The 4,538-nt window shown below is 59.8% G+C and carries 3 protein-coding genes and 2 pseudogenes; 3 read left to right on the top strand and 2 right to left on the bottom strand.

Going from position 1 to position 4,538, the window contains the following annotated elements; all coding sequences use genetic code 11:
- Window positions 1–169: 169 nt before the first annotated feature.
- Together C9I57_RS33075 and C9I57_RS32015 are read right to left on the bottom strand one after the other, a co-directional pair.
- A pseudogene (locus C9I57_RS33075) lies at window positions 170–733 on the bottom strand (enoyl-CoA hydratase/isomerase family protein); the annotation flags it as partial.
- 227 nt (window positions 734–960) lie between these two features.
- Complete coding sequence (locus tag C9I57_RS32015; RefSeq protein WP_107154503.1) at window positions 961–1,734, bottom strand: SDR family NAD(P)-dependent oxidoreductase; 774 nt, start codon at window positions 1,732–1,734, stop codon at window positions 961–963.
- Window positions 1,735–2,544: 810 nt separating this feature from the next.
- Here C9I57_RS32015 and C9I57_RS32975 point away from each other — a divergent pair.
- The 3 genes and pseudogenes from C9I57_RS32975 to C9I57_RS33890 all read left to right on the top strand — a co-directional run bounded on the left by C9I57_RS32975 (window position 2,545) and on the right by C9I57_RS33890 (window position 3,615).
- Entirely contained in the window at window positions 2,545–2,733 is a 189-nt protein-coding gene (locus C9I57_RS32975; protein ID WP_181322035.1) for a hypothetical protein, read from the top strand.
- A pseudogene (locus C9I57_RS32035) lies at window positions 2,703–2,858 on the top strand (transposase); the annotation flags it as partial. The gene C9I57_RS32975 and the pseudogene C9I57_RS32035, both read left to right, overlap by 31 nt.
- A 382-nt stretch (window positions 2,859–3,240) precedes the next feature.
- Entirely contained in the window at window positions 3,241–3,615 is a 375-nt protein-coding gene (locus C9I57_RS33890) for a hypothetical protein (RefSeq protein ID WP_440130269.1), read from the top strand.
- Window positions 3,616–4,538 lie beyond the last annotated feature (923 nt).

Below are 4,538 nucleotides of genomic sequence, written 5' to 3' on the forward strand. Positions count from 1 at the left end.
TCGAGAAGCACAATGGTGATCCGAAACCGTTCATCTGGACGGCAAAGGCTTCCGACATCCTGACGAAAGTCACGCGCGCCCGCGCCAAGCTGAATAAGATGCAATCCGTTTGACGCACACCACTAGCGAACCCGTTTGCGAAAGCACGGGCACGCGACATCAAGGCTTCGGGAGGCAACGTTTCCAACGCAAGGCCGATCTGCACAGCCTCCGAAGCACCAAACTCTCGAGCTGAATAAATCAACTCCTTCGCACGCTGAAGGCCGACTATGCGCGGCAATGCATACCAAGCGCCGAGGTCAGGTATAAGCCCAATGCGTTGAACTGCCATAGACAAACGCACTCGATCACTTACAAGAATAAAATCGGCCAGAAGTGCCAAGCTCAGACCACCGTCAAAGGCGACTCCATCCACAGCAGCGACGACGGGTTTGTCGATTTCGGCAATCGCGGTAACCATTGCCGCATATCGTTTCATCCCGGCCCGTCTTTGTTCCGTCGACCGAGTGCCCGCTTGCCCCATCGCCTTGACATCGCCACCGGAGCAAAAATCAGAACCGACGCCTGTAAGGATTACGGCGCGAATGTCGTCGCATTTTGCAAACCCTACGAACACATCAGTCAGTGCTTCGGCCATCGTCGGCGTCAGCGCATTCTTTGAATGTGGTCGATCTAGTGTGACAGTCGCAATTGCCCCTTCATGGTCGACTAAGATTTCACTAGCTTCGCTCAAGATGTGCCCTCGTATTGCCTAACCTTCCACGGCACATTGATCAAACTCTGCATCGCACTCTGAGGCTCAGAAGTGCACTCCTTCTATGGCTGCAGTCGTCAGACCTCGAGGCATCGCAGCCTGTGGACGACACTCAGAAACTGCATCGACTTAACTTGCTGCGATGCTAGCCCTTCACGACGTGTTCTCCGCGCGACATTTCACGTGGGGGACATCGACAACCGCAATCAAAGGCTGATGTGAAAGCCGCCGTTCACGCCCAAGTGCTGGCCCGTGATGTAACTAGCGGCATCAGACAGCAGGAAGCAAACCGTCTTGACGACTTCGTCAGGGGTAGACCAACGGCCGAGCGGAATCTGCGCAAGCATGTTGTCGCGGAACTTCTCCCCACGTACGACTTCGGTCATGGGCGTCTCCACAACTCCAAAGCAGACAGAATTCGCTCGAACGTTATAACGGCCCCACTCGCGGGCTGCGGTCATGGTCATACCCAGGAGACCAGCCTTCGCGGCCGCATAGTTGATCTGCCCAACGGACCCTTTGCGACCTGCATCAGACGAAATGTTCACCAATGCCCCGCCGGTCGGGTCACCATTCTTGGCGCGCGCGACCATGTGTTGGCCAACAGCACGGGTCCAGTAAAAGGATCCCGAAAGATGAACGTCAATAACGTCCCTCCACTGTTGATCTGTCATTTTCTCGATCATTGCCGGTCGAATAATGCCCGCGTTGTTGACGAGGCCGTGTACCCCGCCAAAACGCTCTATGGCTTCTCCGACGGCACGCGTCGCGAGTTCCGAATCGGCCACGCTTCCGGCAACCGCCATCACCCGGTCCTTGGGCAGTTCTGCCATTGCTGCGGAAAGACTATCGGCATTCAGGTCAACGCCAACCACATTCGCGCCCAACGCAATGCCCAGCTTTACGACGGCGTGGCCAATACCTTGTCCCGCCCCAGTTACAACGATCGTGCGTCCCTCAAGAGAAATAATCTCCGCCATTTGACACCTCCGTTAGATTGGTTGAACCAATATAACACGACGTGTTTCTAGGCGTCAACGCACGAACTCCGACACGCGCGGCCCGCCCGAGACTGAGCACCAGGATCCTTGCGAAGCTGCCAAGTCGCTGAGCACGCACCGTCCGCAATCTAGCGCCAAGCGCGATTGAAGCCCTTTTGCGAGCGAGACTTCCCGCCCCAATTCCCGAGTTCCGCGATTGACGAAGAGGGTACTAGATCAATCCCACGAAACCTAACCTTCCCGACTACTTCGGACCGAAGGCGGATAAATGCTCCATGGGTAGGTCAACGGGAAGCAAACTGCTATGTGACGCACTCGGCTTCGAGGGCCAGCAGATACAGTGCCTGCTGGGCTCGGTCAATCATGCAAGGGATACTGAGAGGGCGGGTGGTTTTCCCGTTGGCCTTCGGGTGTTCCGTCGCGATCTAAACGGTATTCTGTAGTGCGAGATATTTGGCGTTGAGACAGCGGCGGATGTCTCGCGCCCAGGGAGAATGAATGAACCGCAGTCGAACGCGAGACGTAGATCGACACCCGGCGCAGTGTTGTCGCGCGCTGCAAGAGCAACGGCCCCGGGATGCTCGCCCGGGGCCATTGCTCAAAACGGATCGTAAATGTGATGCCGCACCGGGGCAGCCCATGGCTGCCTGCTGCGCTGGATCTGCTCTGCGTATGCACTGCTGAACCACAGCAGCCAGTCGCACAACAGTTGCTGGATCTGGACCGCCGCCTCGTCGGTGAGCGCGGGCAGCGGCGGCGGTCGTGGCCCGATACGCGTGGACGGGGTGCGTGACTGACCTGGCTGCTGAGGGCGGCGGCTCATCGCATTTCCCCAATCGCCTGCTGCAACAGTTCGTCGGGCAGATGGTTCAGCCCTTTGGGCACAGCCAGCTGCATGGCGGTGCGCAGGATGCGCCCGGCGTTGCGCGGCGAAGCATATTGACCAGGCGGTACCGGCTGATCTCGATGTGCATCTGATCGTCGACAACTACGCGACACACAAGCATCCAAAGGTCAGGGCATGGCTGGCCAGGCATACGCGCTACCACATGCACTTCACGCCGACCTACTCGAGCTGGCTGAATCAGGTTGAACGCTGGTTTGGTGCCTCGTGCCACGGCCACTGGCCTGGGTTCGAACCGGTAATGGCTCGCAAATGCCAGCAGCGCAGGATTGAAGCGGATCGCATCGCCCTGACGTTCGAGCACGGCGCTGCGCAAGTTATCGTACTTCAGGACCCTCGGCAGTCCGGACCATGCTTCGAAGGCGCCCACGTGGCCGGCCAGGAAGCTGTCCATACGGGCATCGAGGTAGAAGCGCAGCCAGATCTGGCGCGACCACGCCAGCACCATCACGAAGGCCATCAGCGGCCGGCGCGCGCGACCGATCTGCAGATGGCCGAATGAGGCCCACTACGCCGACCTCACCGACTTCTCCCGGCACTGTGCGCAAACGCAGATAGGCTTCGGGAGTTGGGCGCGGCCGGTGAAGCGCGACCATGTGCCTGAAGTGGTGGATGTTGCCCCGGTAACCACGCTCGGCCACCATCGCATACAGGCGGCTCGCCGTGAGCGAAGGGAACTTCCTGAGCGTCTCGTGGATGAAGGGCAGATAGGGATCTATCCGCGAGGGCCGCTGCACTGCGCCCAGCCGTGGCAAGCCTGCCTGGGCAAGCACACGCTGCACTGTGCCGCGATGCACATGCAGCTGGCGCGCGATGGTGCCGCAGCGCCACTTCTCGACATGGTAATAGCGCAGGATCTGCGCCTCAAGCTCAGCCTTGATGGTCATGGTTCGCTTCCTTTTATATCCGTAGCAGTACGAATTTCATGGAAGACCCGACGGCGTAACGGCCCATGACGCACGAATTCGCATACGCGGCAGCAGAAACGGCAATGCCCGGTAGCCAGCGGCATAGCAGCAATCGTGGGGATGGCCACGCTGGCCGACGTCGTCGATGTCGAAGCCAGTAGAGCATCAGCGGCGGGACCAGTGGAACCGTGATGCGTCACCTTATTTCGCTTGTCGCGAAAGCGGCGCATCCTGGCGGCGTGCGCAGAACGTCCGCGCCGGCTGCGCTGGTAGCGGCGGCCAGCTTCCCGCTGACTGGCCCGGCGCGAAGCCAAAGAGCAGTCGCGACCGCAGTAGATCTGGCCACGATCGCAACGGCGGCAGACGATGACCTGCGCCCGGCAACGGGCGCACACGTACAGGCGGCCCGTGGGCGGCTGCATTGGCGGTTCCTCCAGAACGCCAAAGAGGAGGAGTCGAACAAGGTCGACGGGCCGCGTGAGCAATGCGATACTGGCCGCTCACACGGCTGTCCGGCCGGCCGACAGGCCTGCCATGTGGATATCCCTTGTGGAGGTGCGGCGCCGGACTGGACTTGGCGGTTGAGGCCGGCGCTGCGCCTGTTGTTCTTCTTCGGCAAACGCCTTTCTACCATGCAGACGGCACGCCCCGATGCAGGGCACGTCTCCAGTCGCCCTACGGGCTCCCTTCACCGTGCCCTGCATCGACATCCCGGTCACGATGCGTTGGTCATTTCCCCGTGTTCTTTTCTTGCGGCTCTCGCGTCACGCTGCATCTATGTGACGCCGCCAGATTTGCGCGGATTTAGACCGCCATCGACATCAACCGACAGCCTTAACACGCCTAGATACTGATATGACTTTATATGAACGCCTCCCGTTTGCCAGGCTTTTGCGTGCTCTGACGTGACCTAGGTTGGGTTGCTGCTTTATATCCGGCCTTGTTGCAGCCTGATGATTGGCTGCGGGCCC

This window comes from Trinickia symbiotica (genome assembly GCF_003028655.1).
Taxonomy (GTDB): Bacteria; Pseudomonadota; Gammaproteobacteria; order Burkholderiales; family Burkholderiaceae; genus Trinickia; species Trinickia symbiotica_A.